At 70.2% G+C, this 25081-nt stretch carries 23 protein-coding genes and 1 tRNA gene; 11 read left to right on the plus strand and 13 right to left on the minus strand.

What is annotated here, in order from left to right; translation table 11 throughout:
- Positions 1-36 precede the first annotated feature (36 nt).
- Together otsB and R0146_RS11295 are read left to right on the plus strand one after the other, a co-directional pair.
- The gene (otsB, locus tag R0146_RS11290; RefSeq protein ID WP_317689719.1) at positions 37-852 is read left to right on the plus strand and encodes a trehalose-phosphatase; all 816 of its coding nucleotides are present in this window, start codon (positions 37-39) and stop codon (positions 850-852) included.
- Between the two features lie 20 nt (positions 853-872).
- Positions 873-949, plus strand: a tRNA-Ile gene (locus tag R0146_RS11295).
- An 88-nt stretch (positions 950-1037) separates the two neighbouring features.
- On the opposite strand, the gene R0146_RS11300 is transcribed toward R0146_RS11295, so the two are convergent.
- The 3 genes from R0146_RS11300 to R0146_RS11310 form a co-directional block, all read right to left on the minus strand.
- Entirely contained in the window at positions 1038-2414 is a 1377-nt protein-coding gene (locus R0146_RS11300) for an FAD-binding oxidoreductase (RefSeq protein WP_317689721.1), read from the minus strand.
- A gap of 372 nt (positions 2415-2786) precedes the next feature.
- A complete protein-coding gene (locus tag R0146_RS11305) occupies positions 2787-3611 on the minus strand; it encodes an alpha/beta fold hydrolase (RefSeq protein ID WP_317689723.1) in 825 nt (274 codons plus the stop codon).
- Between the two features lie 52 nt (positions 3612-3663).
- Positions 3664-4971: an ISL3 family transposase gene (locus R0146_RS11310; protein WP_317689725.1), complete on the minus strand. Its 1308-nt coding sequence runs from the start codon at positions 4969-4971 to the stop codon at positions 3664-3666.
- A gap of 1087 nt (positions 4972-6058) precedes the next feature.
- Here R0146_RS11310 and R0146_RS11315 point away from each other — a divergent pair.
- Positions 6059-6754 (plus strand): SPFH domain-containing protein, encoded by a 696-nt coding sequence (locus tag R0146_RS11315; protein WP_317689727.1) that lies wholly within the window; start codon positions 6059-6061, stop codon positions 6752-6754.
- A gap of 178 nt (positions 6755-6932) precedes the next feature.
- On the opposite strand, the gene R0146_RS11320 is transcribed toward R0146_RS11315, so the two are convergent.
- The 4 genes from R0146_RS11320 to R0146_RS11335 form a co-directional block, all read right to left on the minus strand.
- Positions 6933-8120 (minus strand): TIGR04053 family radical SAM/SPASM domain-containing protein, encoded by a 1188-nt coding sequence (locus R0146_RS11320; RefSeq protein ID WP_317689729.1) that lies wholly within the window; start codon positions 8118-8120, stop codon positions 6933-6935.
- 86 nt (positions 8121-8206) lie between these two features.
- The gene (locus tag R0146_RS11325; protein WP_317689731.1) at positions 8207-8692 is read right to left on the minus strand and encodes an acyl-CoA thioesterase; all 486 of its coding nucleotides are present in this window, start codon (positions 8690-8692) and stop codon (positions 8207-8209) included.
- Between the two features lie 121 nt (positions 8693-8813).
- Positions 8814-9656: an HAD hydrolase family protein gene (locus R0146_RS11330; protein ID WP_317689733.1), complete on the minus strand. Its 843-nt coding sequence runs from the start codon at positions 9654-9656 to the stop codon at positions 8814-8816.
- Positions 9653-10534, minus strand: coding sequence for a hypothetical protein (locus tag R0146_RS11335; RefSeq protein ID WP_317689736.1), 882 nt, complete (start codon positions 10532-10534; stop codon positions 9653-9655). The genes R0146_RS11330 and R0146_RS11335 overlap by 4 nt, the downstream gene beginning before the upstream one ends.
- Positions 10535-10730: 196 nt before the next feature.
- On the opposite strand from R0146_RS11335, the gene R0146_RS11340 reads away from it, so the two are divergent.
- From R0146_RS11340 to R0146_RS11365, 6 genes are all read left to right on the plus strand, one after another.
- A complete protein-coding gene (locus R0146_RS11340) occupies positions 10731-11774 on the plus strand; it encodes an AAA family ATPase (protein ID WP_411567143.1) in 1044 nt (347 codons plus the stop codon).
- Positions 11767-12783 (plus strand): DUF58 domain-containing protein, encoded by a 1017-nt coding sequence (locus R0146_RS11345; RefSeq protein ID WP_317689738.1) that lies wholly within the window; start codon positions 11767-11769, stop codon positions 12781-12783. The genes R0146_RS11340 and R0146_RS11345 overlap by 8 nt, the downstream gene beginning before the upstream one ends.
- A gap of 19 nt (positions 12784-12802) precedes the next feature.
- Positions 12803-13786 carry a VWA domain-containing protein gene (locus tag R0146_RS11350; RefSeq protein ID WP_317689740.1) on the plus strand — a complete coding sequence of 328 codons (984 nt, stop codon included), beginning with the start codon at positions 12803-12805 and terminating at the stop codon, positions 13784-13786.
- Entirely contained in the window at positions 13783-14739 is a 957-nt protein-coding gene (locus R0146_RS11355; RefSeq protein WP_317689742.1) for a VWA domain-containing protein, read from the plus strand. Before R0146_RS11350 ends, R0146_RS11355 begins: the two co-directional genes overlap by 4 nt.
- A 51-nt stretch (positions 14740-14790) precedes the next feature.
- Positions 14791-15489, plus strand: a complete 699-nt coding sequence (locus R0146_RS11360) for a YggS family pyridoxal phosphate-dependent enzyme (protein WP_317692393.1) — start codon at positions 14791-14793, stop codon at positions 15487-15489.
- A gap of 110 nt (positions 15490-15599) precedes the next feature.
- Positions 15600-16082 carry a DUF3145 domain-containing protein gene (locus tag R0146_RS11365; protein ID WP_317689745.1) on the plus strand — a complete coding sequence of 161 codons (483 nt, stop codon included), beginning with the start codon at positions 15600-15602 and terminating at the stop codon, positions 16080-16082.
- A 134-nt stretch (positions 16083-16216) separates the two neighbouring features.
- Here R0146_RS11365 and R0146_RS11370 read toward each other — a convergent pair whose 3' ends face one another.
- From R0146_RS11370 to aceE, 6 genes are all read right to left on the minus strand, one after another.
- Positions 16217-17476 carry a beta-ketoacyl-[acyl-carrier-protein] synthase family protein gene (locus R0146_RS11370; protein ID WP_317689746.1) on the minus strand — a complete coding sequence of 420 codons (1260 nt, stop codon included), beginning with the start codon at positions 17474-17476 and terminating at the stop codon, positions 16217-16219.
- A 150-nt stretch (positions 17477-17626) separates the two neighbouring features.
- Positions 17627-17872, minus strand: coding sequence for an acyl carrier protein (locus tag R0146_RS11375; RefSeq protein ID WP_317689748.1), 246 nt, complete (start codon positions 17870-17872; stop codon positions 17627-17629).
- 41 nt (positions 17873-17913) lie between these two features.
- Positions 17914-18921 carry a beta-ketoacyl-ACP synthase III gene (locus R0146_RS11380; protein WP_317689750.1) on the minus strand — a complete coding sequence of 336 codons (1008 nt, stop codon included), beginning with the start codon at positions 18919-18921 and terminating at the stop codon, positions 17914-17916.
- Positions 18918-19877, minus strand: coding sequence for an ACP S-malonyltransferase (locus R0146_RS11385; RefSeq protein WP_317689752.1), 960 nt, complete (start codon positions 19875-19877; stop codon positions 18918-18920). The genes R0146_RS11380 and R0146_RS11385 overlap by 4 nt, the downstream gene beginning before the upstream one ends.
- A 130-nt stretch (positions 19878-20007) precedes the next feature.
- Positions 20008-21204 carry a PucR family transcriptional regulator gene (locus R0146_RS11390; protein ID WP_317689753.1) on the minus strand — a complete coding sequence of 399 codons (1197 nt, stop codon included), beginning with the start codon at positions 21202-21204 and terminating at the stop codon, positions 20008-20010.
- A gap of 2 nt (positions 21205-21206) precedes the next feature.
- A complete protein-coding gene (gene aceE, locus R0146_RS11395) occupies positions 21207-23966 on the minus strand; it encodes a pyruvate dehydrogenase (acetyl-transferring), homodimeric type (protein ID WP_317689755.1) in 2760 nt (919 codons plus the stop codon).
- Between the two features lie 172 nt (positions 23967-24138).
- Between aceE and R0146_RS11400 the strand changes: the two genes are divergently transcribed.
- Together R0146_RS11400 and R0146_RS11405 are read left to right on the plus strand one after the other, a co-directional pair.
- Entirely contained in the window at positions 24139-24600 is a 462-nt protein-coding gene (locus tag R0146_RS11400; protein WP_411567144.1) for a DUF3052 domain-containing protein, read from the plus strand.
- On the plus strand, positions 24600-25073 hold the full coding sequence (locus R0146_RS11405) for a redoxin domain-containing protein (RefSeq protein ID WP_317689760.1): 474 nt from the start codon (positions 24600-24602) through the stop codon (positions 25071-25073). The genes R0146_RS11400 and R0146_RS11405 overlap by 1 nt, the downstream gene beginning before the upstream one ends.
- Positions 25074-25081 lie beyond the last annotated feature (8 nt).

Raw genomic sequence — 25081 nt, forward strand, 5'->3', positions numbered from 1 at the left:
GTGCCGTAGCGATCCATCCCGTGCCAGAGTGGGGCCATGGACAAGATCGAGGCCGTGCTCGCCGCGCCGGACCGTACGGTCCTCGCGCTCGACTTCGACGGCACCCTGTCGCCGATCGTTCCCGATCCCGAGCGGGCGTACGCACATCCGGCGTCGATCGCCGCGCTGCGGCGGATCGCGCCGCACCTGCTGCAGGTGGCCGTGATCACCGGCCGGCCCGCCTCCCAGGCGGTGGCGCTCGGCGGACTCGCCGACGGCGCCGGCCTGGAACACCTGGTCGTGATGGGCCAGTACGGCGTCGAGGTGTGGGAGGCGGCCACCGGGCAGGTCGTCGCGCCGCCGGTGCCCGACGCTGTTGTCGCGGTGAAGGCCGCCCTGCCGGCCCTGCTGGCCGCCGCCGGGCACCCCGAGGCCTGGGTCGAGGACAAGGGGAGGGCGGTCGCGGTGCACACCCGGCGACTGGCCGACCCCGAGGGTGCGCTCGCCGACCTCGCCGCTCCGGTGGCGGCACTGGCCCACGACCACGGGCTGCGGGTGGAACCGGGCAAGAACGTGCTGGAGATCCGGGCGGGCGGCTTCGACAAAGGTGATGCGGTGCGGGCCCTGGCGGCCCGGCTCGATCCCGCGACGTTCGTCTACGCGGGCGACGACCTGGGCGACATCGCCGCGTACGATGCCGTGGCCGCCCTGCGGGAGCAGGGGCGTACGACGCTGTTGGTCTTCCCCCGGATGCCCGGCGAGGACAGTCCGCTCGCGGAGCGGGCGGACATCATCCTGGCCGGGACCGACGGGATGGCGGAGTGGCTGACCGCGCTGGCCGATCGGCTGGGGGCCGCAGGGACGCCGTCCTAGGCCCCTAGAATCGTGGGGACGTGCCAGTAGCTCAGCCGGTCAGAGCAGCGGACTCATAATCCGTCGGTCGTGGGTTCAAGCCCCACCTGGCGCACCATCGTTCGGCCCAGTCGGCGCGGACCGGACCGAGTGGCCCATGGCGGACCGGACCGAGTGGCCCATGGCGGACCGGACCGATGGGACACTCAGGTTGCAGGTCTGATGTTCTGGTTCACGTGGAGGAAATTGTCGGGATCGTACACGGCCTTGATCCGTGCGAGTCGGGCGAAATTGGCGGCGTAGTTGTCCTCGATCCGCGCCTGGTCGTCCCGGTCCTGGAAGTTGATGTAGCCACCGGGCTCGGAATACTGATGCAGTGCAGCCCAGTAATCGCGGACCCATTGGACATTCTTCGCGTTCTCCGATTCGTCAGGCCACTGACCGGCGATCACCGGAGCGAAGCGAACACCCCGATAGGGGAACGCCGTCGCGTCCGATGCGACACGCTGCACCGCCCCGTCGATCGGATAGAAGTGGTTCGCCGAGTGCGCCGTGGGGATCCCCGGCGAGTACTCGACGGCGACGCGTAGCGCGTCGTCGGTCAGCGACGCGAGGAAGTCCGCCTTCCAGTAGCCCTGGAGCCCCCGCACCCCGTTGAGCCCGTCGAACATCGTATTGAGAGCCGGGTAGGGCATGGGAGCGAAGAACGATCCGAGGACCGGGGCCGCGTCGAGCATCGGCTTCCAGTGAGCCGGTCCCTCATCGACGGACCCTGTCCACATTCCCGCGACGACCGCGACGGGCCGGTTGTGCCACTCCTCGGGCAGGAACGGCACCGGTGGACCCTGGTGGAATCCGAGGAAAGCCCCCATCTCCTCCGGTTCGGACGCGAGCCATGCGCGATAGGCCGCTCCCGCCTCCACGCCCCTCGCGGCGTCGTAGAAGATCAGTCCCACGTGCACCATGTCCAACGGATGCACCTCGAACTCGAACGAGGTGACGATTCCGTAGTTGCCGCTCCCGCCGCGCAGGGCCCAGAACAGGTCGGGGTGCTCTTCCTCGTTGGCGTGGACGAAGGTTCCATCGGCGAGCACGACGTCGGCGGACACGAGGTTGTCGCAGGCGAGTCCGTACTTGCGTGCGAGGTATCCGATCCCTCCGCCGAGCGTGAGCCCCGCGACCCCGGTCGAGCCGATGATCCCGCCCGTGCTCGCGAGCCCGAAGGCGTGCGTGGCGTGGTTGTAGTCGGCCCAGGTGGCGCCGGGCTCAACCCAGGCACGCCTCGACACGGGATCCACCCGTACCCCGCGGTGCGCCGAGAGGTCGAGGACGAGCCCGCCATCGACCGTCCCGAACCCCGGCGCGCTGTGCCCACCGCCCCGGACGGCGAGGTCCAGCCCACCTTCGCGTGCGAACCGGACCGCGGCGATGACATCGGCGACCTGCGACACTCGCAGCACTGCGGCGGGACGTTTGTCGATCATCCCGTTGAACACGTGCCTCGCAGACTCGTACCGATCGTCCCCGGGCTGGATGAGGTCACCTCGTACCGTGTCGCGGAGAGGATCGAAAGATGTGGACATGATTCCTCCTCAGGGAAATGAGCGACGACGACCGATCCCTGTTCCCTCGGCCCGAGTCTCTCGCGCCCGGCTCAACTGTCCGGTGCTACAAGTGTGAAATGATGTGATCTGCAACATAGGCGGAATCGTTCAATCCCGTGGCTCGACGGTGTAACCGGTCGACCAGCAACACGCAGAGGGTGGCGAAACCGTCCCGCCCAATCTCGGGTGCGGACCGACGGGCACTATTTGCCCCACTTTGCGGGCATGTCGGCATTTCTGGGACCGTGATCGCCGCCGACCGCACCCCAGCAATTCTTTCGGCGGCACGAAGCTTCGTCGAGGCGCGGGGATTCGAGAATGGCGAGTGGGGCTGGTGGTCGGCGGTGACCCTTACCCCGCCTCGACTGGCGCAGCGAGCCGCCGCAGGATCGGGCGCAGCTCCTCGGCGAAGAGGTCTGGGGTGTTGAGGTAGGGCGCATGGTGTCCGGTCACGGCCTGATTCCCGGTGATGGTCGCGCTGGGGCCTCCCAGACGTTCGATGAGGATGGACTCGATCAGCCCGGCAACGGGCAGGCCGTCCGTGCTGTGCAGGAAGTCGACCGGCACCCGGCTGGCGCGGATCGCATCCGTGTCAGGATCGTTCGTGACGAACTGCTCGAACTCCCGACCGAACAACGTGTCACCGTTGCCGCGCATCCGTTCGCGGGTGTCGGGCTCCAGATCAGCCCAGGCCTGCGCGCTCACCTGTCCACTGATGAAGAGTTCCACGGCGGCTCCGGGATCGGTCTGGGCCAGTTGGAAGATCGGCGCGAAGGGATTCGGGCCCTCCGCCGGCGGGAGCAGGCCCATCAGAGGCGGCTCATGGACGATCGCGGCCCGGACGACCTCCGGATGGCGTGCGATCAGGCTGAGGGTGATGATCGCTCCGCCGCTGGTGCCGAAGGCGACCGCCCGATCGATGCCGCAGTCGCGGATCAGGGCTGCGGCGTCGTCGGCCTGCGCGGCCATCGTCGCGGATGCCGGGTCCTCGCTGCCGGCCCGGCTCCGTGAGTTGCCTCGCCGGTCGTACGTGATGATCGTGAACTCGTCGGCGAGGGCCTCCGCTGTTCGACGGAACTGTCCGGCGTCGCCGGTGGCACCCGTGATGAACAGGACTGCCGGGCCCTTTCCGCGCACTTCGCGATAGAGATCGGCCGTCGTGTTGATGGTGGACATGGTGCCTCCTGTGATCTAGATCACACTGTCGGCAATAGTGTAAACCGGCTCTTCATAATCCGGGGTGTAGGTGGGGTCTGAATCCGCCGGCTTCGAGCAGGCAGCGGGCGATGTAGTTGGTGAGGTTGCGGAAGCCGAGGGCTGATCCTCGCAGGTGTTCCAGCCGACCATTGATGGCCTCGGTGGGGCCGTTGCTGGTGCCCGGGCGCTCGAAGTAGGCCAGGACGTCGGCGGCGCGCTTCTTCATCGTGCGGCCGAGGGTGATGATCTCGATCAGCGAACCGGGGACGCCGCTGCTGATGGCCTCGATCACGGCCTGCATACGGGTGCGGCCCTGGCCGGGGTCGGGGTCGCGGTAGGCCGCGATCATCCGCTGGTAGATGGCCCAGGTGGCCTCGACCTCGACGTGCTCATCGCCGGCGAACAGGGCCTGGATGCGTGTCTTCTGTTTGTCGGTGAGCAGGTCGATGCCGGTGTGCAGGGTCCGTCGGGCCGAGTAGAGCGGGTCGCCGGCCCGGCCGCGGTGACCGTGGAGGGCCTGCTGGACCCGGCGCCGGCAGGTATCGAGAGCCTCGGCGGCCAGGCGGACCACGTGGAAGGGATCCATCACGGCGATCGCGTCGGGCAGTTCCTCGCTGGTGGCGGTCTTGAACCCGCTGAAGCCGTCCATAGCGACAACCTCCACCCGGTCGCGCCAGTCCTGGTCCTGTTCGGCGAGCCAGGCCTTGAACGCCTGCTTGGAGCGGCCCTCGACCATGTCGAGCAGGCGAGCGGGACCAGTTCCGTCGCGGACCGGGGTGAGGTCGATGATCACGGTGACGTACTTGTCGCCGCGACGGGTGTGGCGCCACACGTGCTCATCGACCCCGATCGCCCGCACCCCGTCGAGGCGGGCCGGATCGGCGATCAGGACACGGCGTCCTTCGGCCAGGACCGCGGTATTCGCGGTGTTCCACGAGACCCTCAGTCCTTCGGCGACCCGTGCCATGGACAGGTGTTGGCAGACGATCCCGACCAGGGCCCACCGCAGTCCTGCACGGGAGATCTTGGCCCGCGGCTGGGCCGCCTTGGTGGTGTCCTGGCGCCACACGTGGCCACACTCGGTGCAGCGGTAGCGCCGAACGGTGACCAGCAGCGTGGTGGGGCGCCACCCGAACGGCTCGTGCGCCAACCGCCGCAGGACCGTATCGCGCGCCACGCCCTGACAGCCGCACCGCCCACACCAGTCGTCGGGCTCGACGACCCGGCAGGCCAGAACCGTGTGGTCGGACTTCAGGAGCTGGGCGGTGACTTCCAGGCCGAGGTCGTTCAGGCGAGTGAAGGTGGTCAGGTCGGGGCATGTGAAGGTAGCGTCAGGCACGTCGAGGTCTTCTGGATGGGCTGTGTGAGAACTCCCATCTTCGGAAGGCCTCGACCCCTCTCCGGCCCCGACGCGCCGCCCAGCCTCAAGCAGCCCCTACACCCTCAACTGCGAAGAGCCTGTAAACCCGCCCAGCATCGAGGTACTGAGGGCCGCCTGAGGGGCCACCTCCCCGAGTGGGGTGATGGGAGCAACGTCACGTCGCATGGCCCGGGATTCCGCGCACCGCGACTCGGTTCTGCCCAGTAGTGTGCCAAGTGCCCCAGTAATGCCCTCTACTATAGACGCCGAAGATGATGGTGAAACTAATCAATTTTCGTGTTATGCATATTCGAATCGCATGAATTCTTAGAACCGTTGGCGTGATCATTCTTGTCATCCTGAGCGTCACTGCATTTGTTGCTGCGGGTGTACAGGTTAAAGCTGGGGAAGTTGGCGAGTGGGGAACCTTCACTGTTGCCACTGTTAACTGCTCAACGAAAGTCTGTACAGTTGTGGGCGACTTTAAGGGGGTGAAGTATGTCAAGGCGAACATTATTTTGGGTAATGAGGCTGGTGAGGATGTTGGTGACCAAGTGGCTGCGTGGTACTCGCCTAGCGAAGGCCGCGATGGTGCCGTTATCAGCTCAGTGGTGCCGGAGCCGGGTGGACCGATCGGCACGGCGGCCATCGTGGTGGGGGCGGCGTTCACCCTGCTGCGGTTGAGGGGGCGAATCGACCCAGAGGGTCGGCAGGCGGCGCTGTGCGGCCTTGCTGTGTTGGAGGCGGGCCGGCTCCGCACCTGGGTCGGCCGGGTCCGGTACTGTTTGGGCGAACCTTGCACCGAGGGGGTCAGGGGCGCGGGCGGGTCTTCCCGCCCAGTTCTCCGCGTTGTCCCCTCGGGAAGTTCTCCCTGTAAAGGACAGGCCTGCCTGTTCGTGTCGTGGCTGCCTTCGGGCGCTTCGCTGGAGGCCTGCAGCCGGTCAAGGAACGGTCGACCGGCTCCGCCGCCGGGGAATGGCTGCGACGCGGGCAGGCAGGTGGCCAGGGACGCCGCGTCGCAAGGAGCGTGGGAGTCGTACGAGCGTGGGAACGGAGTAGGGGCGAGATGAGGGAGTTCACGGCGGGGCTGTTCGGCCGGCGGGTCACCCTCGCTCCGTGGGAGCGGGCGGTGACGCACCGCGACGGTGTGATCAGCCAGGAGCTCGGCCCGGGTCGCTACCGGCTGCCGCGACGGACCACCGCGATGATCCTCGACGTTCGTCCACGTCAACTGGTCGTGAACGCACAGGAGATCCTGACCACCGACGCCGTCAGCGTACGGGTCAGCGCGGTCGCGGACGTGACAGTCACCGACGCGCGCGCCGCAGTGACCGAGTCACCGGATTGCGACGCCGTCCTGTACCAGGCGATCCAGTTGGCGTTGCGAGAAGCGATCACCACCCGGACGCTGACCGAGGTCCTCGCCGATCGTGCCGCGATGTCGTCAGCACTGCTCACCCCGGCGCGGTCGGCCGCCACGCGTGTCGGACTGGACGTGTCGATGGTGGCTGTGCGCGACCTGACCTTGGCCCAGGATGCCCGCGCCGTGCTGGCGGAGGCCGCCCTGGAGGCCCAGCGGTCCAAGGCCGTCCTGGAACGGGCGCGCGCCGAGGTCGCTGCGACACGGGCGATGGCCAATGCTGCCCGGATCCTGGCCGACAACCCGGCCCTGCTGCAGCTTCGGATGGCGCAGTCCCCGGGGGCCACCGTCGTGGTCAACACCGGGATCGCGCAGCCAGCGAACGCCATACAGGCCGACTGAGCCGGGGACGCCCACGACGCGGCTCTGAGCCACCTCGGGTTGGCCTGCAGCGGCCGTCATGACAGCCCGGTGACCGACCACGTCGGGGTGTCGCCACCGTGACCAGGTCGGGGTGGCGCCACCGGGGTGCACCGCGGCCGGCGACTCCTCCTGCCCGCCACCGCGGTCTGCGGGCCCGCTACTCCTGCACTGCGGCGGTTCCGCCGGTCCAGGCGGGCGGGACGTACGCGCAGGTCGGGTCGGAGGCGAGCGGGTCGCCGAGCATCGCGTACGCGCGGGCCCGCGAGCCACCGCAGATCCAGTTGAACTCGCACGCGCCGCACTTGCCGCTGTACTCCGACGGCTTCCGCAGCGCCTGCATCATCGGGGCCTCGGCATAGATCTCGTGGAACGGGCGGTCCCGTACGTTGCCGCAGTCGAACGGCAGGAACCCGCTCGGGTAGACGTCGCCGATGTGGTCGATGAAGGCGAAGCCGTTGCCGGAGTTGACGCCGATCGCCGGTCGTGGCGGCCGACGGTGGCCGCCCTCACCGAGCAGCTCGACGGTGCGTGCCATCAGTCGGGCGTGCAGCGGGCCCGTCTCCGGCAGTGGCAGCCCGGCCTCGAGCGCGTCGTCGCGCTGGATGGCGACCCGCCGGTAGGTCTGGCCCTCGGTGGTCTTGATCGCGATCCGGTCGGAGATGTCGTGCAGCCAGTGCATGACGTCCTCCATCTCGTCGGGCGAGAGGCACTCGAGGTTGGATCCGCGCCCCATCGGGACGAGGAACAGCAGGTACCAGAGGTGAGCGCCCATGCCCATCACGGTCTGGACGATCTCCGGCAGTTCGTCGCGGTTGTTGCGGCAGATCGTGGTGTTCACCTGGAACCGGAAACCGTGCTTGACCACCAGCTTCGCGGCCTCCAGCGTCGCGTCGAAGGTGCCGTCGATGCCGCGGAAGGAGTCATGGGTCGCCGCCGTGGCACCGTCCAGGGACAGTGAGAACGCCTTGACCCCGGCCTCGCGTACGGACGCCAGCCGTTCGTCGGTCAGCAGCGGTGTCACCGACGGCGACAGTGCGATCGGCAGGCCGGCCGCGGTGCCGTACGCGATGAGTTCCTCCAGGTCGGGACGCTCGAAGGCGTCACCGCCCGAGAAGATAACGATCGGCCGCGGCGTGCCGTAGGCGGCGATGTCGTCCAGCAGCGCCTTGCCCTCCGCGGTGGTCAGCTGTCGCGGATCCGCGCGGGTGAACGCGTCCGCGCGGCAGTGCCGACAGGCCAGCTGGCAGGCGCGGGTCACTTCCCAGACCAGGACGTGGGGACGTTCCCCGGCGTCGTGGTGCAGTGTGCGGACGACTCCCGGATGTGCGGCCGTGTGCATCGACATGCTCCCTACGCTACAGGTAGTACGTAGAGCGCCGTACATGCTGTTGCGGCGTCCGGTGCGCCCTGCGGCACGGCGTGTCGCAGGCGTCAGCCGTCCAGGTCGTGCAGCGGCTCGTGGCCGGTGACGGCCTCCGGCACGTGCGGCTCCGGGCGGGGGATGGGCTTCATCCGGTGCGGGATCCGGTCGCGTGCGTAGGTGATGTCGTGATAGCCGTGCTCCAGCGGCCGGCCGTTCTCGTCCAGCGAGACCATCACGATCCGGTCGACGGTGATGATCGACTCGCGGGTCACCATGTTGCGTACGTTGCACCGCAGGGTCAGCGAGGTGCGGCCGAACTTCACCGGGAAGATGCCCAGCTCGATGATGTCGCCCTGCCAGGCCGAAGACACGAAGTTGATCTCGGACATGTACTTGGTGACGACGCGTTCGTTGCCGAGCTGGACGATCGTGTAGAGCGCGACCTGTTCGTCGATCCAGGAGAGCAGGTGGCCCCCGAAGAGGGTGCCGTTCGCATTCAGGTTCTCGGGTCGGACCCACATCCTGGAGTGGTAACGCATCCGCGGCTCGTCCATGGGCCTCAGTCTAGGGACGGTGGACCCGGATCCCCTCGTCGGGTGCCGCGCCCGTGCCATCCGTCCAGCGTCGTCCGATCAGGCGGGTGTCTGACCAGGGGGGTGTCTGACCAGGCGGGCGTCACGGGCGCCGGCCACTGTCCGTCCGGCCCGCCCGGCTGAACCACTGCAGGATGGTCCGGCCCACTCCGTCGTCCGCGCACGGACGGTCGACGGCCTGTCCGACCTCGGCCAGCAGCGGGTGGGTCGGCGGCATCACGTACGCCTGGCCGGCCCAGCTCAGCATCCCCAGGTCGTTCGGCATGTCCCCGAAGGCGGCCACGTCCTGACTCCCGACGCCGAGCGTGGCGCAGTAGCGGGCCAGCATCGCCGCCTTGTCCACGCCGCGGGCGCCGACCTCCACCAGCACCCGGTCGCCGGCCGCCACCCCGGCGGTCGACCAGGTGAGCGTCAGGGCGTCGCCGGCCACGTCCCGCAGCACGGCCAGCACGGCGTCCAGCGGCGTGTCGTACGTCTGCACCAGCACCTTCAGCACCGGGCCGCCCGGCAGCAGGTCCTCCAACGGGGCGCATCGATAGCCCGGCACCTCCGGCGGGGACTCCATGTACCCCGGCTCGTACCCGAACGCGTCGGGCCGCTGCAGCCCTAGGGTTGCCCCCGGCAGGGCCTCCCGGACATGGGCCCCCAGTGCCGCGATGAGGTCGGGGGCGATGTCGACCACCTCGGCGATCTCGCCGGTCGCGGCGTCGTAGCGGATCGCGCCGTTGCAGCCGATCACCGGGGTGTGGGGCAGGCCGAGGTCGACGATGGGCTGCATCCAGGTGGGCGGGCGTCCGGTGGCGAAGACGACGTGGACGCCTTCGTCGAGGGCGGTCCGGACGGCGCGGGCGTTGACCGCCGAGACGGTGCCGCCGGGGCGCAGGAAGGTGCCGTCGAGGTCCGTCGCGATGAGACGAGGGATCACAGTTTCGACCTTTCGGGGTTGCCCGATCCCGAGGTGGCCGGTGACGGGGACGCCGAGGACGGGGACGGCGAGGCCGACCGGGGTGACGGGGTGGGCGAGGGCGAGGCCGACGACGGCGAGGGAGACGCCGACGACGGCGACGGCGAGGCCGACTGCGGCTGCGGCGGCGGCGGGCTCTGCGGCGGCTCGTTGCGGAACAACAGGATCGCCACCAGCACCGCGATCGCGGCCACCAGCACGGTGAGCAGCCAGGCAACGAACAGCGACACCCAGCCCGCCCGGTCGTGACGGCCCGGCCACGGCAACGGCCACTGCGACGTACGTCCCGGCGCGGTGTCGTCGGCCCAGGGCAGGCGGTAGTCCGGCCCCGCGACGGGCGTCGCGGAGGGAAGGGCGAGGGCGACATCGGCCAGGATCGACGCGGCCAGTGCGGAGCGGTCCGCGGGCAGCGCCACCCACGGAGCGTCGGGCACACCGTCGTCGACCGGGGCCTCGGCAGGGATGAGCCGGGAGGTGTGCCGTCCGGTGTCCTGGCCCTGGCCCCCGCGGGCGATCACAAGGTCGACATGCAGCGGATCGATCCGCCCGGTGAACCGGTCACGGGCTGCTCTGTCGGCCGCCGCCCCCTGCGACAACAGCACCAGCACCACCGCACGGTCGCCGGCGCGCTCCATGTCGTCGCCGCGGTCCGGCGTGCTGTCGCCGTCCTGTGCGCCGTCGCCGTGCTGGGGACCGGCGTGGGCGGCGTACGCCACGCCGGCCGGACCGGACTCCAGGCGGGCGTCCAACCAGAACCCGCCGACACGCGGCGGGTCCTCGGGCCGCAGCGGCCGGGCGAGCGGCCCGGGCCCGTGTGCGGAGGCGGAGGGTGCAGTCATCGGCCCCATCACATCACACCGGCCAAGCCTGGCGAGGCGAGGCCATCCCCGATCCACACCAGATGCGCTCCCGGCCTGCCCCGGTCCGGACGGCTGCCCCACCCGGGTCCACGACCGGAGGTCCGGCTTGAGTGGTGGCCGATGATGGACGTGCGGTCTGCGAGGATGGTCCGGACCTGAGGACGGGAGACATGCGGTGGACAACCAGGAGGCGGCCCGACTGATCGACGAGGCCCTGACGCAAGTGCGGCGGGTCATCGTCGGCCAGGAGCACATGGTGGAGCGACTGATGGTCGCCCTGCTCGCGCGCGGGCACTGCCTCCTCGAGGGCGTGCCGGGCACGGCCAAGACCCTGGCCGTACGGACCTTCGCCACCGTCGTCGGTGGCGACTTCGCCCGGGTCCAGTTCACCCCCGACCTGGTGCCCTCCGACATCGTCGGCACCCGGATCTACAAGCCGTCCCAGGAGGGCTTCGACGTCGAGCTGGGCCCGATCTTCGTGAACTTCCTGCTCGCCGACGAGATCAACCGGGCGCCCGCCAAGGTGCAGTCGGCGATGCTCGAGGTGATGGCGGAACGCCAGGTGTCCATCGGCGGCACCACCTTCCCGGCCCCCAAGCCCTACATCGTCATCGCCACCCAGAACCCGATCGAGTCCGAGGGGGTCTACCCGCTGCCGGAGGCCCAGCGCGATCGGTTCCTGCTCAAGGTGGACGTCCCCTACCCGCACGGGAACGAGGAGTTCGAGATCCTGCGACGGATGAGCGTCGACGCCCCGGTGGCCCGGCCGGTGCTCGACAACGCGTCGGTGCTCGCCCTGCAGGACCGCACCAACCACGTCTTCGTCCACCGGCTCGTCGCCGAGTACATCGTCCGGCTGGTGCTCGCCACCCGTTCCCCGGCCGACTTCGGGATGCCCGATCTGGCGGAGGTGATCGCGATCGGCTGCTCGCCCCGGGCCACCCTCGGCCTGGTCGGCGCCGCCCGCGCCCTGGCCCTGATCCACGGGCGCGACTACGTATTGCCGACCGACGTCCAGGCCGTCGCCCGCGACGTGATGTCGCACCGCATCCAGCTCGGCTTCGACGCGGTCGCCGACAACATCGACCCCGCCGAGGTGATCGACCGGGTGACGGCGATGGTCCCGGCCCCGACCCCGGTGTGGGACCAGCCGGCACCGGTCCCGAGCGGCTCCGACCCGCGCGCCGCTGCCTTCCCGCAGCCGGGGTTCCATGGCTGACGGGCCCGCGTCCTCCCTGGTCCGGCCGCCGGACCGTCCGACCCTGCCGTTGGACCGGCTCGCCCCGGAAGCCGCCCTGCGCCGTCTCGAGCTGACCGTCGTACGCCGCCTGGAGGGCTTCCTGCAGGGCGACCATCTGGGTGTGCTGCCCGGCCCGGGCAGCGATCCGAACGACGCCCGGCCCTACCTGCCGGGGGAGGACGACGTCCGCAAGATCGACTGGCCGGTCACCGCGCGCACCCGGATCACCCACGTCCGCGACACCATCGCCGACCGCGAGCTCGAGGTGTGGGCGCTGCTCGACGTGACCCCGTCGATGAACTGGGGCACCGCCGGCGTCACCAAGCGGGACCTCGGGATCGCCGCGATGGCCACCTTCGGCTTCCTCTCCCAGCGGATGGGTGACCGGTTCGGCGGGATGGTGATGCGCCCCGGGGACGTACGTCTGATCCCCGCCCGCTCCGGCCGGACCGCTCTCTACGGTCTGCTGCGGTCCCTGCTGGAGGAGCCGATCGTCCCCGACGACACCGACCCGGGTCTGCCGCTGTCCCGCGCCATCGACGAGCTGGGCCGGGCCCAGCGCCGCCGCGGGCTGCGGATCGTCGTCTCCGACTTCCTCACCCCCGGCGACACCGAACTCGACCTCGAGGCGCCGCCGGAGTGGGAACGCGCGCTGCGCCGGCTGTCGGTCCGCAACCAGGTGATCGCCGTCGAGGTGATCGACCGGCGTGAGATCGAGTTCCCCGATCTCGGCGACATCCTCGTACGGTCTCCGGAGACCCCGTTCGAGCGCTACGTCAACACCGGTGACGTACGCCTGCGCCGGGCCATGGACGAGGCGGCGGCCCGGCAACGGGAGCGCACCCGGCTGGCGCTGCGCCGCTCCGGCGTGGGGCACATCGTGCTGCGGACCGACGGCGACTGGGTCGCCGAGATCGCTCGGTTCGTGCTCGGCTACCGGCGCACCGCAGCGGTGCTGCACCGCCCGCCCCGCGGGGTGGCCCGGTGATCCCGGGACGGAGCACCCGGTGAACGGGCCGGCGGAGTTCTTCCGCAATCTCAGCTTCGGCGACCCGTGGCGGCTGCTGTTCCTGCTGGTGATCCCGGTGCTCGTCGGCCTCTACGTCTGGGCCTGCCGGCGGCCCGGACGGCGCGGCGTACGTTTCACCACGACCGCCCTGCTCGACCTGGTCGGCGGGCGACGCTCGCAGTGGCGGCGCCACCTCGCGGTCGCCCTGTCCCTGCTGGCGCTCGGCGCCGGCGTGGCCGGCTGGGCGCGGCCGACCACGATCGCCGGTGTTCCCCGGGAACGTGCCACCGTGGTGCTGGTGATGGACGTCTCGTTGTCGATGGAGGCCAAGGACGTCGAGCCGAGCCGGCTGCAGGCAGCGGTCAGCGCGGCCACCGGTTTCGTCGACGCGATCCCGCCCCGCTACAACGTCGCCCTGGTCACCCTCTCCGGTGCCCCCGCCGTCGTCGTCCCGCCGACCCTCGACCACGCCGCCGTCACCCGGGCCCTGGCCGGGCTCAAGCCGCAGGAGTCCACCGCGATCGGCGACGCCATCCTCGCCGGCCTGAGAGCACTCGAACAGGCCCCCCGCGACCCGGCCCAGCCGGACAAGCTCGCCCCCGGCGCCATCGTGCTGCTCTCCGACGGGGACAGCACCGCCGGCACCAGCGCCGTCCAAGGGGCGCAGCGGGCGGCCGAGGCGAAGGTGCCGGTGCACACCATCGCCTTCGGCACCGAGAACGGCTACGTCGACGTCGACGGCAAGCGGGAGTCTGTCCCGCCGGATCCGGCCGTGCTGGCAGAGGTCGCCAGGATCACCGGCGGCCAGACGTTCACTGCCGACAACACCCGTCGCCTCGACAGCGTCTACCAGGACATCCGCTCCGAGGTGGGCACCGAGAAGAAGTCGAGTGACGTCAGCTCCACCTTCGCCGGGTATGCGATGATCGCGGCGGTGCTGGCGACCCTGGCGGCCATCACCCTGGGAGCGCGGCGCCGATGATCCCGTTGATCCAGTTCCTCTCCCCGGGCCGACTGTGGTGGCTGCTGCTCGTCCCGCTGCTGCTCCTCATCCACCTCGTCGTGTCCCGACGATCCGCCGGGGGCCGGGGCGGGCACGACCCACTGCTCGCCTCGCTGCGGGTCGAGCGCGGCTGGCAGACCCATCTCGCTGTGCTGCTCGCCGTGCTCAGCCTGGTCGCGCTCACCGTGGCGTTCGCCCGGCCGAAACAGGACGTGATGGTCCCCCGCGAGCGGGCCACCATCGTCGTCGCGATCGACGTGTCGCTGTCCATGCAGGCCGACGACGTCTCGCCGACCCGGCTGGCCGCGGCGAAGGACGCCGCGACCGAGTTCGTCCGCTCGCTGCCCGCCACCTTCAACGTGTCGTTGGTGTCCTTCGCCGGCACCGCGACCATCATCGTGCCGCCGACCCAGGACCGCGGGGTGGTCACCGCGGCGATCGACGGACTGCGCCTGCAGCCGTCCACCGCGATCGGCGACGGCATCTACACTTCGTTGTCGGCGCTCAGCCAGGTGCCCCCCGACCCGCAGCACCCGGACGATCCGCCACCCGCCCGGATCGTGCTGCTCTCCGACGGCTTCACGACCATCGGCCGCCCGGCGGCCCAGGCGGCCGACCAGGCGCGCAGTCAGGCGGTGCCGATCTACACCATCGCGTACGGCACCCTCACCGGGTCGATCGTGATCGAGGGCAGCCGCCAGCCGGTCCCGGTCGACTACAACGAGCTGGCGACGGTCGCCCGGATCTCCGGTGGCAAGGCCTACCGCGCCCAGACCGCCGGCCAGCTCAAGGAGGTCTACCGCGACATCGGTTCCTCGGTCGGCAAGGAGGCGGTCGCCGTGGACGTCTCCAACCGCTACGTCGGCGTCGCCACCGCCTTCGCGCTGCTGGCCTGCCTCGGCGTGGTGTCGCTGGCCGCCCGGTGGCCGTGAGTTGCCCGGTGGCCGTGAGCCGCCGGCGGCCTCGGTAGGGTGCCTGCCATGGTGGACGTACGCAGCAACCTGGCGGAGGTGCGGGCCCGGATCGACGCGGCCTGCCGTACGGTCGGACGTGACCCCGGCGAGGTGCGGTTGCTGCCGGTCAGCAAGACCCACGGCCTCGACCTCGTCCGACAGGCGTACGACGCCGGCTACCGTCGGCTGGGGGAGAACCGGGTGCAGGAGGCGCTGGCCAAGTGGGAGGCCAGCCAGGACTGGCCGGGCATGGAGTGGGCGATCATCGGCCACCTGCAGACGAACAAGGCGCGCGACGTGGCTCGGTTCGCCGCCGAATTCCAGGCCCTCGACTCACTGCGGTTGGCCCGCGAGCTGGATCGGCGCCTGCAGGCGGAGGGACGGGCCCTGGACGTGCTGATCGAGGTGAACTCGTCCGGTGAGCCGCAGAAGTCCGGCGTCGCGCCCGAGGACGCCGCGGCGCTGGCCGCCGAACTGCGGGCGTACGACGCACTGCGCGTACGAGGGCTGATGACGGTCGCCGTGCACTCACCCGTCGCCGCCCGGGTCGGCGCGTGCTTCGAGGCGATGCGTACGCTCCAGGAACGCCTCCGCCAGGACGATCGGGCCGCCGGCAGCTACGACGAGCTGTCGATGGGCATGTCGGGCGACTTCGAGCTGGCGATCGCCCACGGTGCCACCTGCGTGCGGGTCGGCCGGGCGATCTTCGGGGAGCGGGCGTCCCGGTAAGGGACGCGGACGACTGGCGCGGTGGCCCCCGGTCGGCAAGAATAGGGGCTGTTCCGACGTGGACGCGAGAGTGCTGGGGAAGGCGTGTCTCGTAACCAGGGAGGAACGACATGACGAATACGCGGGGCGTCCTGTACGTCCACTCCGCACCGTCTGCACTGTGCCCGCATGTCGAATGGGCCGTCGGCGGTGCTTTCGGTGTGCCCATCCACCTGGATTGGCGGCCACAACCGGCCGAGCCGGGACTGCGGCGTACGGAGTACGCCTGGGCCGGTCCGGTGGGTCTCGGGGCGAAGGTGACCTCCGCGCTGAACGGTTGGGACCACCTGCGGTTCGAGCTGACCGAGGAACCGACCGCCGTCACCGACGGGCAGCGGTGGATGTGGACCCCGCGGCGGGGGATGTTCCGGGGCCAGGTCGGCATGAGCGGTGACATCGTGGTGCCCGAGGAACGGGTCCGCTGGGCGCTCGGCCAGGACGATCCGGCGACCGCGCTGACCGAACTGCTGGGCGAGCCCTGGGACGCCGAGCTGGAGGCGTTCCGTTGGGCGGGGGAGGGCGCTCCGGTGCGCTGGATGCATCCCGCGGTCTGAGCCGCCCCGTATGCCCACGGTGGCACCTTGCCCGGCCGTGGGCAGACGACACGACCCCCTCGCCCGGAGCATCCGGGCGAGGGGGTCGCGCGCTGTCGGTCCGGTCAGCCGGGTGCCGGCCGGACCGGTGCTGATCAGCCCTCGGTGATGTTGGCGGTGGTGAAGGCCAGCGCCACGTTGTGGCCGCCGAAGCCGAACGAGTTGTTGATCGCGGCGATCTCACCCTGCGGCAGCTGACGTGCCGTGGTGGCGATGTCGATGTCGAGGGAGTCCTCGGGATCCTCGAGGTTGATCGTCGGCGGGACGATGCGGTCCTTCAGCGCCAGGACGGTGAACATCGACTCCATCGCGCCGGCCGCACCGAGCAGGTGGCCGGTCTGCGACTTCGTGCCGGTGAAGATGACGTCGTCGGTCGCTGCGCCGAGCGCGGCCCGCACCGACAGCACCTCGGTGAGGTCACCGGCCGGGGTCGAGGTGGCGTGCGCGTTGACGTGCTTGATGTCGGAGGGCTGCAGCCCGCCGTCCTGCACGGCCTGCCGGACTGCCTCCGCCTGGCCGAAGCCCTCCGGATCCGGGGCGACCATGTCGTACGCGTCGGAGGTGACGCCGGCACCGGCGAGGGTGGCGTAGATGGTGGCGCCGCGGGCCAGGGCGTGTTCCAACGACTCCAGCACCAGTACGGCCGCGCCCTCACCCAGGACGAACCCGTCACGGTTCTTGTCCCAGGGCCGGGAGGCCTTCTCCGGCTCGTCGTTGCGGCGCGACAGGGCCTGCATCTGGCCGAAGGCCGCGAGCGGCAGCGGGTGGATGACACCTTCAGCACCGCCGGCGACGACCACGTCGGCGCGGCCCAGCCGGATGATGTCCAGGCCCTGCGCGATCGCCTCGTTGCCCGAGGCGCAGGCGGAGACCGGGGTGTGGATGCCGGCCCGGGCCCGCAGCCGCAGCCCGACCGACGCGGCCGGGGCGTTGGCCATCAGCTTGGGGATGGTGAACGGGCTCACCCGGCGGTGGCCCTTCTCCTTCTGCACGTCCCACTGCCCGATCAGGGTGTGCAGGCCGCCGATGCCGGTGCCGATCGACACGGCCAGACGGCGGGGATCGACCGTGTTCCCCTCGCCCAGATCGAATCCGGCGTGCTGCCAGCCGGCAAGGGCGGCGACGACACCGAGCTGGGTGGAACGATCCATCTTGCGCGCCTCGACCCGGTCGATCAGCTCGGCGGGATCCACGGCGGCCTCTGCGGCGATCCGGGTCGGCAGGTCCTGTGCCCAGTCGTACGACAGCGCATGGACACCCGACGTGCCCTTGACGACGTTGGCCCACGTGGTGGCGGCATCTCCGCCGAGAGGGGTCGTGGCACCGAACCCGGTGACGACAACGGTGGAGGACATGGTTCAGGGTCTCCTAGCGATCGCGGGAAGTGTTCTGCTGGCGTGGGGCCGACCACGGCCGGCCCCACGCCGGAGGCGTACATGTCAGGACGCCGGAGGCGTCACCTCAGGCACGCCGGAGGCGTACGTCCCGTACGCCCGAGGCGGACGTCAGTTGGACGCGCGCTCGATGTAGGCGACGGCGTCGCCCACGGTCTTGAGGTTCTTGGACTCCTCGTCGGGGATCGACACGCCGAACTTCTCCTCCGCGGCGTAGATGATCTCGACCATCGACAGCGAGTCGATGTCCAGGTCGTCGGTGAAGGACTTGTCGAGCTGGACGTCCTCGACCGGGATGCCCGCGACCTCGTTGACGATTTCGCCCATGGCGACGGTGATCTCTTCGGTGGTAGCCATACTTCTCTCCTTGGTGGGTGGCTTGGTCAGGTTGGAAGGTATCAGGGCAGGACGATGACCTGGCCCGAATAGACCAGCCCGGCGCCGAAGCCGATGATGAGACAGGTCTCACCCGAGTGCACCTGGTCGTCGGCGTACAACGCCTCGATGGCCATCGGGATGGACGCGGCCGAGGAGTTGCCGGTGTTGGCGATGTTGTGCGACACCAGCACCGACTCGGGGAGCTTGAGGGTGCGCACCATCGCCTGGGTGATCCGGTCGTTGGCCTGGTGCGGGACGAAGACGTCCAGTTCCTCCGGTGCCAGACCGGCCGCGGCGAGAGCCTGTTCGGCGTAGTGGCACACGGTGAACGCGGCCCACTTGAAGACCGGGTTACCGTCCATCACCAGGACTGGCATCTCGCCCTTGGCGATCGCCTCCGGCCAGTGCGGCACCTGCTGGATCAGGTGGCCCTGCTCGGCGTCCGACCCCCACACCACCGGGCCGATGCCCGGCTCGTCGGAGGGGCCGATGACCGCCGCGCCGGCGCCGTCACCGAAGATGAAGGCCGTCGAACGGTCCTCCTTGTTGGTGAGGTCGGAGAGGCGCTCGACACCGATGGCCAGCACGTACTTCGCGGCGCCGGCGCGGACCAGCGCGTCACCCTGGGCGATGGCGTACGAGAAGCCCGCGCAGGCGGCCGAGATGTCGTACGCCGCGGCCTTGCTGCCCAGGTCACCGGCGACCACGCAGGCCAGACTCGGGGTCTGGGAGAACCAGCCGACGCTGGCGACGACGATCGCGCCGATCTCCTCGACCGGCACGCCGGAGCGCTGGATCGCCTTCTTGGCGGCCTCGGCGGCCATGTACTCGACGGTCTCGTCGCCGGTGGCCCAGTGCCGGGTGGAGATCCCCGACCGGGTGCGGATCCACTCGTCGGAGGACTCGATCCAGGTGCAGACCTCCTCGTTGGTCACGATCCGCGAGGGGGAGTAGCCGGACATCCCGTAGATCCGGGAGAAGGGCGATCCTTCGGACGCCTTGATCGCGTGACGGGGAGAGAAGGTCATCGGGTCGCCTCCGTGGCATCGGTGGGGTCGGACGGGGTGTGCTCGGCGACGAACGCCCGGGCGGCGGGCAGTTCGTCAGGGGTGTTCAGGGCGAAGACCTCGACGCCCTTGAGGTTGCGCTTCGCGATGCCGGTGAGCGTACCCGCCGGCGGCAGCTCCAGCAGACCGGTGACACCGAGCTCACGCAGGGTGGCCATGCACAGGTCCCAGCGGACCGGCGCCTCGACCTGCCCGACCAGGCGCTGCAGCATGTCGGCGCCGGACGCGACGACCTGGCCGTCGCGGTTCTGCAGCAGCCGGGTGCTCGGGTCCTGCGGGGCGACGGCCCGGGCCAGCCGCTCCAGGCGGGCGGTCGCCGGGGCCATGTGCCGGGTGTGGAAGGCGCCGGCGACGCTGAGCGGGATGATCCGGGCGCGTTGCGGGGCGTTAGCCTTCAGCGCCTCCAGCTCCTCGACGGTGCCGGCGGCCACGATCTGCCCGGAGCCGTTGTGGTTGGCGGGGGTGAGCCCGGCGGCCTCGATCGCCGCGAGCACCTCGTCCTCCTTGCCGCCGATCACGGCCGCCATCGACGTGGGACGTACGGCCGACGCTTCGGCCATGCCCTTGCCGCGCTCGCGGACGAAGACCATCGCCTGCTCGGCGGACAGCACGCCGACGACGGCTGCGGCGGTGATCTCACCGACCGAGTGGCCGGCCACCGCACCGATCCGCGCGACGTCGTCGGCGGTGGGGAAGAGGGCGAGGGTGGCCACCAGGCCAGCAGCCACGAGCAGCGGCTGGGCGACGGCGGTGTCCCGGATGGTGTCCTCGTCCGCCTCGGTGCCGTAGTACTCGAGGTCGAGACCCGAGACCGCCGACAGCCAGTTCAGTCGGTCGGCGGCGACCGGGTCGGTCAGCCATGGTCGGAGGAAGCCTGGTTTCTGGGCACCCTGTCCGGGCGCGACGACTGCGAGCACGCTCCCACTCTCCCGCCTCGGCCCGGTCGGCCGCCGGATGCCGCGCACGAAATCGGGCGTCCCAAGTTTGTCGGAATCCCACAAGTCAGCGCCCGACGGGCCAGGGTGTGACAGGTCAAGGGATGACAGGTCAGGCGCCGTGGTCGCCGAGCAGTCGTCCGAGGGTGAGAGCCAGTCGCAGGGTGTACGAGTCCCGCGGATCGGTGGGCGAGTAGCCGGTCACCTCGTGGATGCGCTTGAGCCGGTAGCGGACGGTGTTGGCGTGGACGAACAGCGCGCGGGCCGAGGCTTCGATGGACAGTCCCTCGTCGAGGAAGCAGGTGAGGGTCTCCAGCAGGCCGCCGCCGGACTCGACCAGCGGGCCGTACACGTCGCGGGCCAGCGCCCGGCGGGCGTGCCCGTCGCCGGACAGCGCCCGCTCGGGCAGCAGATCGTCGGCGTGCACCGGTCGGGGGGCGGCCGGCCAGCCGGGTGCCCCCCGCAGCCCGGACAGCGCGGCTCGGGCACTTCCGCCGGCCTCGGCCAGCCGGTCCACCCGTGGCCCGACCACCACCGGTCCGTCGCCGAACCGTTCGGCCAGCGGACCGACGACCGACAGCGGGTCACCGTCGGCGGTCAGCGCCGGCCCGCCGAGGACGACGACCAGACGGTCGCTGTGCACCGCGGCCAGACAGTCCAGCCCACGGGTGCGGGCCATCCGGCGGGTGTCCTCGATCTTGGTCTCGGCCTCCGTGCCCGGTGCGGCGCCGACCATCACCAGCGCCCCGACGGTCGAGCGCCAGCCGAGGGTGGCGACCCGCGACATCACCGCGTCGTCCACCTCGCCGCGCATCACCGCGTCGACGACGGTCGCCTCCTGGCGGACGTCCCAGGCGCCGCGCACCTCCGCCGCGGCCGCGTACACCTCGGCGGCGGCGAAGGCGACGTCACGGCTGTACTCGTTGAGCGCCGCATGCAGGTACGGCCGGTCGGCCCGCGGCATCAGCTCGTCGATCTGGGCGTCGACGGTGTCGATGATGCTGCGGGTCAGATCGACCGTCTGCTTGAGCGACACCTGCCGGGACAGCTCCCGCGGGGCCCGGTCGAAGATCTGCACCTGCCGCTCCGAGCCCCCCTCGCCGAACCAGTCGATGAACCCGTCGACGCCCGAACGGGCGACCAGGGTGACCGAGGCCCGGTGCTCCGGGCTGAGACGCCCGAACCACTCGTAGCGCGAGTCGACCGCGGTGATGGCCGCGGTGGTCATCTTGGCCGCCACCTGGCGCAGGCGACGGGCGATCGAGGCGCGGGAACGGGTCGAGGGGAGCTGGATCCAGGTCAGGGCCATGATCAGGCGCCGGCGCCTTCCTGGGCGACCTGGGCCACCGCGGTCGGGTCGTCGATCCGGTACCGGGCGAACGCCTCGGCGGCGGCCCCGGCACGGTACCCGCCCTGGGCCTCCAACGCCTCGAGTGCCGCGACCACCATCGACTGGGCGTCGATCTGGAAGAAGCGCCGCGCCGCGGCACGGGTGTCGGCGAAGCCGAACCCGTCGGCCCCCAGGGAAGTGAACGGCCCCGGAACGTACGGTCGGATCTGTTCCTGCACGGCACGCATGTAGTCACTGACCGCGACGACCGGCCCGGTCGTGGTCGACAGCTTCTGCGTGACGTACGGGACCCGCCGCTCGGAGGCCGGGTGGCCGAGGTTCCACTTCGCGCAGGCCAGCGCGTCACGGTTCAGCTCGTTCCAGGAGGTGACCGACCAGACGTCGGCGTCGACCTGCCACTCGTCCCGCAGGATCTGCTGGGCGACGAGTGCCTGCGGCACCGAGACGCCGGAGGCGAGCAGACGCACCCGGGCGTAGCCGTGGTCCTCGGCCCGCCGGAACAGGTGCAGGCCCTTGAGCACGCCTTCGACGTCGAGATCGGCCTCCGGGCCGGGCTGCTGCACCGGCTCGTTGTAGACCGTCAGGTAGTAGATGACGTCCTCGCCGTTCGGGTGCTCCGGGTCGTCGTGGCCGTACATCCGGCGCAGGCCGTCGCGGACGATCAGCGCGACCTCGAAGCCGAAGGCCGGGTCGTAGTGGACGACCGCCGGATTGGTCGAGGCGAGCAGCGGGGAGTGGCCGTCGGCGTGCTGCAGGCCTTCGCCGGTCAGCGTCGTACGCCCCGCCGTGGCACCGATCAGGAAGCCGCGGGTCATCTGGTCGCTGGCCGCCCAGATGAAGTCGCCGACCCGCTGGAAGCCGAACATCGAGTAGAAGATGAACACCGGGATCATCGGCTCGCCGTGGGTGGCGTACGCGGTGCCCGCCGCCGTGAACGAGCCCAGGCCGCCGGCCTCGGAGATCCCCTCGTGCAGCAGCTGACCCTGGGCGGAGGACTTCCACGCAAGCAGCAGCTTGCGGTCGACCGACTCGTACGTCTGACCGTGCGGGTCGTAGAGCTTGGCGGTCGGGAACATCGAGTCCATGCCGAACGTACGGAACTCGTCCGGCGCGATCGGTACGATCCGGTTGCCGATCTCCGGATCGCGCATCAGGTCACGGAGCAGCCGGACGAAGGCCTGCGTGGAGGCGACCTTGGCCTTCGGGTTGCCCGGGGCCATCAGTTCCTTGTAGACCTCGTCGCCGGGCAGCTTGAGGGCCCGGGGGTGCACCCGGCGCTCCGGCACCGGGCCGCCGAGGGCCGCGCGACGCTCCCGCATGTACTGCATCGCCGGCGAGTCGTCGGCCGGCTTGAAGTACGGCGGGTGATAGGCGTCCTCGAGGGCGGAGTCGGGGATCGGCAGGTGCAGCCGGTCACGGAAGGCCTTGAGATCGGCCGAGGTGAGCTTCTTCATCTGATGGGTGGCGTTCTTCGCCTCGAGAGCGTCGATCGTCCAGCCCTTCACGGTGTGCGCCAGGATCACCGTCGGCTGACCGACGTGGTCCATGGCTGCCTGGTAGGCCGCGTAGACCTTGCGATAGTCGTGGCCGCCGCGGCCCAGCCGCTGCAGCTGCTGGTCGGTGTAGCCCTCGACCATCCGCTTCAGCTCGGGGGTGTCGAAGAACTTCTCCCGGACGTACGCTCCGTCGGAGATCGAGTAGGTCTGGAACTGGCCGTCCGGCGTGCTGTTCATCTTGTGCAGCAACGCACCGTTGTGGTCGGCGGCGAGCAGCGGGTCCCAGTCGCGCGCCCAGAGGACCTTGATGACGTTCCAGCCGGCGCCCCGGAAGAAGGACTCCAGCTCTTGGACGATCTTGCCGTTGCCGCGGACCGGCCCGTCGAGCTGCTGCAGGTTGCAGTTGATGACGAAGGTGAGGTTGTCCAGCTCCTCGCGGGCCGCCAGGGCGATCGCGCCGAGCGACTCCGGCTCGCCCATCTCGCCGTCACCGAGGAATGCCCAGACGTGCTGCTGGGAGGTGTCCTTGATGCCGCGGTTGTGCAGGTAGCGGTTGAACCGGGCCTGGTAGATCGCGTTCAGCGGGCCGATGCCCATGGAGACGGTCGGGAACTCCCAGAACTCCGGCATCAGGCGGGGGTGCGGATAGGACGAGAGGCCGTTGTGCGGGCCGCGCGACACCTCCTGGCGGAAGCCGTCCAGGTCGTACTCGGTGAGCCGTCCCTCGAGGAAGGCCCGGGCGTACATGCCGGGGGAGGCGTGTCCCTGGAAGTAGACCTGGTCGCCGCCGCCCGGGTGGTCCTTGCCGTGGAAGAAGTGGTTGAAGCCCACCTCGTAGAGGCTCGCGGCGCTCTGGTACGTGGCGATGTGCCCGCCGACCTCGAGGCCCTTGCGGTTGGCCTTGGAGACCATCACCGCGGCGTTCCAGCGCAGCGCCCGGCGGATCTCCCGCTCGGTCTGCTCATCGCCCGGGAAGAGCGGCTCGTCGGCCGTGCTGATCGTGTTGATGTAGTCCGTGGACCGCAGGGACGGCAGGCCGACCTGCCGCTGGCGGGCGCGGGCGAGGAGCTCGAGCATGATGTAGCGAGCTCGGTGGGGGCCCTTCTCCTCGAGGAGCCCGTCGAAGGAGGAGATCCATTCCTCGGTCTCTTCGGGGTCAACGTCGGGAAGCTGGCTCGGGAGGCCCTGGGCGCTCAGCGCTGGGCGGTCACCGCGATTGGCCATGCATCGTCCTATCCGTTCGTGCCGACCTTGGTCGTCGTCATTGTGTGATCAGGCAAAGACTAAGGAGCTTTCGCAGGCCTTACCAGCCTAGTGGTCCACGTCCTGCGGTGTCCGGAGGGGAGTCGACCGTCCGACGGCCGGGGTGACGTGACGTCGGGCCCGGGGTCTGGCAATGTGGTGTCCACACTTCTTGTGTGTGTTTGACGTACCACCGAAAGGGGACATCTCCGTGGCCAGCGACGCCGCAGGCCGTTTGGGCCTTGCCGCCGGCCAGCTCGTCCAGGAGCTGGGCTGGGATGAGGACGTGGACGACACGTTGCGCATCGCCATTGAGGACGCCGTGGACGGCGAACTCGTGGAGGACGCCGTCGAGGCGGTCGATGTCGTGTTGTTGTGGTGGCGGGAGAACGACGGCGACATCGCCGACGGCCTCGTCGATGCCCTCACGGACCTCAAGACCGACGGCGTGATCTGGTTGTTGACACCGAAGGTCGGACGCGACGGACACGTGGAGCCGGCCGACATCGCCGAGGCGGCGATCACCTCCGGGCTGGCCCAGACCTCCACCACGAGCAGCGTCTCGGGTGACTGGAGTGCGAGCAAACTGGTCCGACCCCGGGGTGGCCGGCGCTGATGGAGCAGCAGGTCCCCGTCGTCGGGGCGACGGTCCCGGGCTTCCGTAGCCGTGACCAGCACGGCCGGGATTTCGACCTGCAGGCGTGGCGTGGACGGCCGGTGCTGCTGTTCTTCTTCGCCTTCTCGTTCAGTTCGGTGTGTCGCACCGAACTGGAGGCCCTGCGTGACATGGCCTATCTCTTCGACGCCGCCGACTGTCGGCTTGTTGCGGTGTCGATCGACACGACCTTCGTCCTGCGCGAGATGGACCGCCAGCTCGGCCTGGAGTTCACCCTGGTCTCCGACAACTGGCCGCACGGGGCGATCGGCCGGGCGTACGGGGCCTTCGACGACAAGATCGGCTGTGACCGGCGGCACTCCTACCTGATCGGTCCCGACGGCGTGCTGGCCTGGTCCAAGCAGGTCGACCTGCCGACGGCCCGCGACGTGGGCGAGCACCTGGAGGCGGTGCACTCCCACTTCCCGCTATAGTGGGCGCC

The organism is Raineyella sp. LH-20, assembly GCF_033110965.1.
Lineage (GTDB): Bacteria > Actinomycetota > Actinomycetes > Propionibacteriales > Propionibacteriaceae > Raineyella.

Coding starts and splice junctions, on each gene's coding strand:
- otsB (WP_317689719.1), top strand. CDS start 37: ATGGACAAGATCGAGGCCGTGCTCGCCGCGCCGGACCGTACGGTCCTC.
- R0146_RS11300 (WP_317689721.1), bottom strand. CDS start 2,414: ATGTCCACATCTTTCGATCCTCTCCGCGACACGGTACGAGGTGACCTC.
- R0146_RS11305 (WP_317689723.1), bottom strand. CDS start 3,611: ATGTCCACCATCAACACGACGGCCGATCTCTATCGCGAAGTGCGCGGA.
- R0146_RS11315 (WP_317689727.1), top strand. CDS start 6,059: ATGAGGGAGTTCACGGCGGGGCTGTTCGGCCGGCGGGTCACCCTCGCT.
- R0146_RS11320 (WP_317689729.1), bottom strand. CDS start 8,120: ATGTCGATGCACACGGCCGCACATCCGGGAGTCGTCCGCACACTGCAC.
- R0146_RS11325 (WP_317689731.1), bottom strand. CDS start 8,692: ATGGACGAGCCGCGGATGCGTTACCACTCCAGGATGTGGGTCCGACCC.
- R0146_RS11335 (WP_317689736.1), bottom strand. CDS start 10,534: ATGACTGCACCCTCCGCCTCCGCACACGGGCCCGGGCCGCTCGCCCGG.
- R0146_RS11345 (WP_317689738.1), top strand. CDS start 11,767: ATGGCTGACGGGCCCGCGTCCTCCCTGGTCCGGCCGCCGGACCGTCCG.
- R0146_RS11355 (WP_317689742.1), top strand. CDS start 13,783: ATGATCCCGTTGATCCAGTTCCTCTCCCCGGGCCGACTGTGGTGGCTG.
- R0146_RS11365 (WP_317689745.1), top strand. CDS start 15,600: ATGACGAATACGCGGGGCGTCCTGTACGTCCACTCCGCACCGTCTGCA.
- R0146_RS11370 (WP_317689746.1), bottom strand. CDS start 17,476: ATGTCCTCCACCGTTGTCGTCACCGGGTTCGGTGCCACGACCCCTCTC.
- R0146_RS11375 (WP_317689748.1), bottom strand. CDS start 17,872: ATGGCTACCACCGAAGAGATCACCGTCGCCATGGGCGAAATCGTCAAC.
- R0146_RS11380 (WP_317689750.1), bottom strand. CDS start 18,921: ATGACCTTCTCTCCCCGTCACGCGATCAAGGCGTCCGAAGGATCGCCC.
- R0146_RS11390 (WP_317689753.1), bottom strand. CDS start 21,204: ATGGCCCTGACCTGGATCCAGCTCCCCTCGACCCGTTCCCGCGCCTCG.
- aceE (WP_317689755.1), bottom strand. CDS start 23,966: ATGGCCAATCGCGGTGACCGCCCAGCGCTGAGCGCCCAGGGCCTCCCG.
- R0146_RS11400 (WP_411567144.1), top strand. CDS start 24,139: ATGTGGTGTCCACACTTCTTGTGTGTGTTTGACGTACCACCGAAAGGG.
- R0146_RS11405 (WP_317689760.1), top strand. CDS start 24,600: ATGGAGCAGCAGGTCCCCGTCGTCGGGGCGACGGTCCCGGGCTTCCGT.